Below are 6009 nucleotides of genomic sequence, written 5' to 3'. Positions count from 1 at the left end.
CAATCTTACCCAGGTTGGCTGAATAAACATTGCCAAAGAATCCGAACAGACCGCCATTAGCACCTACTCTGATCGTATTACCCAGACTGTTCCTGGAAACAGGCGTCACACTGGTAAGATTACTGCCTGTAATAATCATGTCACCTTTCCGGCGACATATACGGATATTGCCATTATCAATTACATAGCCGGTAGTAACCGATAAGTAACTGTATATACACAACCCTATCAGACCTGCATCCACCATGATAGGCATGATGAGCCCTTTAAGCCCTTTATCTGCCGAATAGGCAATCAGCACCGTAATCAGGGCAATCAACAATATCACAAGGGATGTAATAACAATCACAGTTGTACCGCCGGTAACGGCTTTAATTCTTTTTTCCATAATACTTAGCTGGTTTCTCAAATGATAGATAATTTCATCAATCCCCATTTAACGTTAAACCGTTCGGGATGCTTCAGATAGGTCCAGGGAATAGGTTCATGATATACCAACAGATACTTTCCCTTACTAAGGTAATGTGTATTCTGTATCGTTTTGAGTGGTACTTCCACCTCTTTAATGACAGAGATAGAATCCTTATAATCCTGTGCAGTGAAAAACTTCCATTCACTGGAAGCCACGCTTTTGAGTATCATAGACACCTCCATACCATAACGCCGTCCAAGCCTGCTGGCGCCGAAAAAAAACTCCGCAGACGCATTTGATTTGGAAAAGGGCGCCAGTTCATTTTGCTTATCAATATGATAAAGGTCTATAATCGGCTCGCGGGGATTGCGGGTAAAAAATCCCCATCCTTCTGGCATAAAGTACAGTGTGGCATACTTAACACCAAATGTCGGGTTATAAGTAGTTTCCACAGAACTGGAAAAGATAATCAGGATACCAAGCCCCAGCGACAAACAAAGGGCGCTCAGAAAGAAACCATGTTTCGTCATAAAACACAGATTAGTTTAATACTTATAATAAAATACTGGTACTTAATAAACAGGCTGACAAGATACGTACAACCGGAGATTCAAACTGGTGATTAACATTACTGAAATGTAGTGTCTTTGGTTATTCTCCTTTCAGGGTATTTTGCAGCAGCGTTAATACTAACAAGAAGAGATGATTCCGTTGCTCATAACTCAAGGGATTTTCAATGTAGGATAAAAAAATCGACCCGAATTTTCAATGGATACAAATCTATGTATTAAATCTGAATAAAAAAATAATTCCGGGACTAGATTATTTTCTATTTAAGATGTTACAACGGCCATATAAAAACACATGCATATCGCAGTGGCAAAGCATTACAGCCCACCCACTGCAATTACTTATACTTATGCTGCGATACAAAATCAGGCAATAGCAAATTAAGAAAGTAATAATGAATTTATTATGCTTAAATCGATAAAAATCTTTATCGGTGATGCCGGATTTCATAGCAAAAAAAGAACCGGGCGCGTAACTCCCGGTTCTGTAAACACAGCAGACATTTATTTCGTAACACTGCCTGCAAAAACATTCGAGAACTCAAACGGAGTACCCACCGTTTCTCCCGGCCGGCCCGGGAAAGGCGTGGCAGCCAGCTTCTGGCCAATCAATTTAATATCATACATCAACCCCATCGTATTATTGATAAAGCCAGGTTCACCATTAAATGTGCGATGCAGGCCATGCAAAAGTTTGGTATAAAAATAACTGAACTCTTCCGCCATCTTCTTTATCTCCTTTTCATCCTGTGTACCATCAGGCAGGTCCGCAATCTTCGTATCTTTTGATATGGGGAAGATAGCTTTCTCATCAAATGGAATAGGTGGTCCGTAATACCATCCTTTTTCTGAAGCCGGATCATACACCAGTTTCTTACCCAGGTAGATTTCCTTAAAGCGGTAGTAGTGTGCAATCTCGCCTTCCGGTGTGAGTGGCGTATCAGGCGTACCTTCCCCCTGCTCGATGATGACGTCAATGGCTTTTATCGCATCCTCTTTCGTAATGATCGGGAAGAGTTCATCAGATTCAAACATCGGCGTGGTCATCTGCTTGCCCGGATCACCAGGTAATACATAGGGCGCCAGCGCTATGATCATCTCCTTGATCGCTTCATAGAACTGCCCGATAGTGGCAAACTCTTCAACATCGAGGTTCATGGCTTTGAAGCGCTCCGGAAAATTGAGAGGGTTTTCAGGTTCCTCTATTTCCATGAATGTCCGGTGCACCACATCTTTCGAAAACCGTTCCAGGTGAACAATAAGACTGGCATTAATCCCCATCGGAAGCGGACCGGGATATACCGGAATAAACCCCGGCTTATTAATAACCGGCGCTCCTCCTATAGCGTTCAGGATATTCGCTGCAATAGACATATGCAACATTTCCTCAATCACCACGGAATGAATCACGTCATTGATTTCTTTATTACTGCCGGGTTTGATAGAAATCATCGCAGTAAGGTATGGCGGAATAGTAGAATGTTCCAGCTCTATTGCCTTCTGCAGATACATAAAGAGGTCCGGTAATTTCTTGCTGCTTTTAACGCCATGTATGAGCGTTGGATTTATGAGTAACATAACCAGATGATTTATTTTGAAGATGTAATGGCTTGAATTTTGAAATCTGTTTTGAAAGGCGTTGCCTCGGATGGCCCGGACTTCTGATGCGTTAGCTGCTGTACCTTCCGGCTCAGGATCTTATTAGCCTGTAGCTTCTCCGCAATACCCGGCGCCCTGAAGCCTTTCATCACCTTTTCGCTCTTTATTACTGCTCCGTTCTTTGGATTCCTGAGCCACTTGATGAGCGTGTCCATTTTATTTTTGGAGAGATCGCGGGTAACCGGCATATATACCGGATCATGAATATCCCTGGTAAATGCAAAGAGCAATATGTCTTTATACTTAACAATATCATCCATCTTACTCATGTCGAGTAGATGTTTACTCATTATAGGATACAGATTTCCAAACTGAAGCCATACCGCTGCAACATCAGACCATGTGGGTTCCGCGGGTACTTCATATCTTTCCCGCAGGTGTACGCACAGCCAATCCAGCCCATACTGATCAAGTACCGGAAAATTTGCAAGCCCATATTCAAACAGGTAGATTTGTCCCTCTACATACTCTCTGAAATGCCCGGGGTCACCCGTGGCCGTCAGTGAAAAGTCAGCTTTCCCACCTGCGTTGGTTTTAACCCTGGCATCATGACTGATGACGCCAACCGGAACATTAATAGGCGGGATGGTCGCTGTTGGCGGATTAGGATCATTGCCCGGACCTCCACCCTGACCATCCAGCGGAGGCATCAGTGTAACGGTGATTTCAGCGTCAGCCACCGGTTTCCCCCATCTATAGACATGAAAGGTGGTAGGCAGACTGTTGCCCGGGTCCAGCCGGAAAACATTTTTATCTGCCCGGAGATAATAACCCTGCAGGGATTCTCTGCCATACACAATTTGTTTTCCATCTTCTTCCTTCAGTAAAATCAACTGATGGTCCCGTATCAGCTTCAACGCTGTATCTGTTAACGGGAGCCGGACTATACCTCCGGTGTTGGCCAGCCAGGTATCTTTATGCTCAACCTTTACATCGCCTATTTCAAGATACTGATTGGGCTGTGCATAATATTTTTCATGTTCATTCGCCAATGGAATATCGATATTCCCGATCCCGCTCCATATCCCCAGTTTCATCGCGGGAAAATTGATATTAACGTCTCCCAGCGGGCCGTTGATAGGATAGGAATTGCCCAGGTCCAGCGTTAGCTGCTTCCTCGTTTCGTCTACCAGGAAATTACTGAACGCAAAATAATCCTGCACAGTTCCATATAACCTCCGCGTAGCGGCGAAATAAAACGGCTCATCTGGCAGGTATGGGCCAACAGAACCCAGTACCTTACCCAACGCAAAACGGCCATCAACATGCGCGTAGTAATAACCGAAACTGTTGAGATGAATAGACAAAAGGCCGCTGTCGGCGGAAGCGCTCTTCAGAGCCGATAACAAAGGAGAATTACCGGCTTTGGGTCCCCATTTCAGGTTCTTTAATACCGATGTCCAGCAGGCGCCGCTGGGTTGTGTATTCCGCCTGTAGTCAGTGTCTCCTTCGTGGTTAGGAAACTGCTTCGTTCCAATGTCCCGGAAGCCCACAGGAGAAATCTCTCCTTCAAACAACAACTCGCCGGCCGGTGTGGAGAGTCTCACTTTCACCGCCCACAACTCCGATACCATCTGCATCTGCGGGTCCATATCCACCATCTTGCCATTGGGATAGTCCGGTGAATCAGTCACAGGCATACCCATCAGCATGTCATCTTTCAGCGTCCGCAGTACCTTCCCGTCCGGTAAGTAGCCTTCTTTCACAACACAGTTAAGAAAGCGGAAATTAGCGCCGCCAACGGGATTCCACCACCCATTCATAATCCGTTTCCCATCCACATGTTCCTGCGGCTGCTGGAACCGGGCTTCAAACTTATCATTATCATAGTGACGTACGTCATTATTCACAGTCGATACATCTGACTGGAAATCGCCGGTAAAAATAAATCGGGGATCGTGCAGGTAAGACATTTTTGCGGAGTTTAATGGTTATAATAATTAATTGTTCTCGTTGCATGCAGTCAGAGCAGTACGGTATCTGCCGCACAATAAGATATCAGGCACTATCTTATTATCAGGGAAGCCGCCACACGTGCATCATGGCGGAAATGGGGTACAAATGATTATTTTGAATAGCTGGTCTGCCTATTGGAGAGAAGCTGTGTGATTAACGTTTCAGATGTTGGAATTGTTCGGAATACTGGCGAAAAAATTGACAGGCATTACTTTCGTTAGATGGCGGCTGGCCATGACAGAAATCAGTCTCTGATAAAATAAGAGAGGTTGTACATACCGACCCCGTACTGCTGCCATTGTTAACTTTAACTGGTAACACCGGCATACAGGTGCTCAGCACAATATCATCTATCGCCAGGTCATTACCACATCCGCCCGGTGCATCATTCAACAACACGATCTGTACCGCCTGCACATTTTCCGGCAACGTAAAAACCATACCATACTCCTTCCACCGGCCCTGCGGGTCAGGATCTGCGGGGATATACCTTTCCGGCAGCTGCCCGAGAATATTTCCATTTTCGTCTTCAATACGAAACCGGATACGCGAAGGTACCGGCGAAGTATTCGTACCACAAGACATGTCCCGGGAAATAACCGAACACGCGCTTACAGACAGCGAGTACTGTATCCCGCCGCAAAGCCCTGTGACCTTCTTCCTGTAAATTTCTCCCGGAAAATACGAAGCATTGATAACCATCATACGGCCATCAGGCTTTCCGCTGCGATCTGTCATCTGCTTCCAGGTAGTATTGCCTTGTGCCGGTTGTGGATCATTTACAATGGTATAATATCCTTCTTTCAGTGGGACAGTATTAGAGAACTGATAGGCGCCGCTTCCAAGACCAGGTAAAGGATTACCAAATCCCGTACCCGTACCGAAATCTTCTTTAAAAAGTTCTTTACTGATTGACGTACAAGTCCCGCGTTTCAGACGGCAGGCCATATCATCATCGTCGGTACGGCCGTTGTGGTCATCATCCAGACCGTTCCCGCAAATTTCAATATCCTTATCGTTTCCCCCCTCTCCGATCATACCAATACCATATACTGCGCTCATAGGGCCTTTCACCGGATTTCCGATAATATAGGTAGTCGCATCTTCCAGATCAATCAGCGCAAGCTCCTGCGCCGTACTTACCAGGTAACAGATACCATATTGATTGGTCCCTATACTGTATACGCTTCCCCTTACATTCAACGGTCCGATAAGCCGCTGGGAAACAATACTGTTCCTGTCAGCAGACAATATTATCTCCAGCAGGGCATTTCCGTCCGTTACCATATACAGTTTCCCGTCACTGAAACACAGATCGCCACCAGGGGAATATTGTAAATTGCCAACAACACTCACCTTACCCGTCTTCATTTCAACTTTACACAGGCCACTGCCGGCCACTAACAAATCTCC

General features: G+C 45.4%; 5 protein-coding genes. All 5 read right to left on the bottom strand.

Translation table 11 applies throughout. The features are described 5' to 3' along the window. Positions 1 to 388, bottom strand: a 388-nt coding sequence (locus VM802_RS25005) for a hypothetical protein (RefSeq protein WP_325535805.1), incomplete at its 3' end; no start/stop codon positions are given. A gap of 17 nt (positions 389 to 405) precedes the next feature. Continuing rightward, positions 406 to 942, bottom strand: a complete 537-nt coding sequence (locus VM802_RS25000) for an SdpA family antimicrobial peptide system protein (protein WP_325535803.1) — start codon at positions 940 to 942, stop codon at positions 406 to 408. A gap of 543 nt (positions 943 to 1485) precedes the next feature. After that, complete coding sequence (locus tag VM802_RS24995) at positions 1486 to 2559, bottom strand: ferritin-like domain-containing protein (protein WP_325535801.1); 1074 nt, start codon at positions 2557 to 2559, stop codon at positions 1486 to 1488. Positions 2560 to 2570: 11 nt separating this feature from the next. After that, the gene (locus VM802_RS24990) at positions 2571 to 4553 is read right to left on the bottom strand and encodes a hypothetical protein (protein ID WP_325535799.1); all 1983 of its coding nucleotides are present in this window, start codon (positions 4551 to 4553) and stop codon (positions 2571 to 2573) included. Positions 4554 to 4749: 196 nt separating this feature from the next. Next, on the bottom strand, positions 4750 to 6009 hold a 1260-nt coding region (locus tag VM802_RS24985; protein WP_325535798.1), incomplete at its 5' end, for a hypothetical protein.

The organism is Chitinophaga sp. (assembly GCF_035538455.1).
Lineage (GTDB): Bacteria > Bacteroidota > Bacteroidia > Chitinophagales > Chitinophagaceae > Chitinophaga.
Note: the sequence above shows the minus strand (reverse complement) of the source record. Positions and strands in the feature narration are given on the sequence as shown.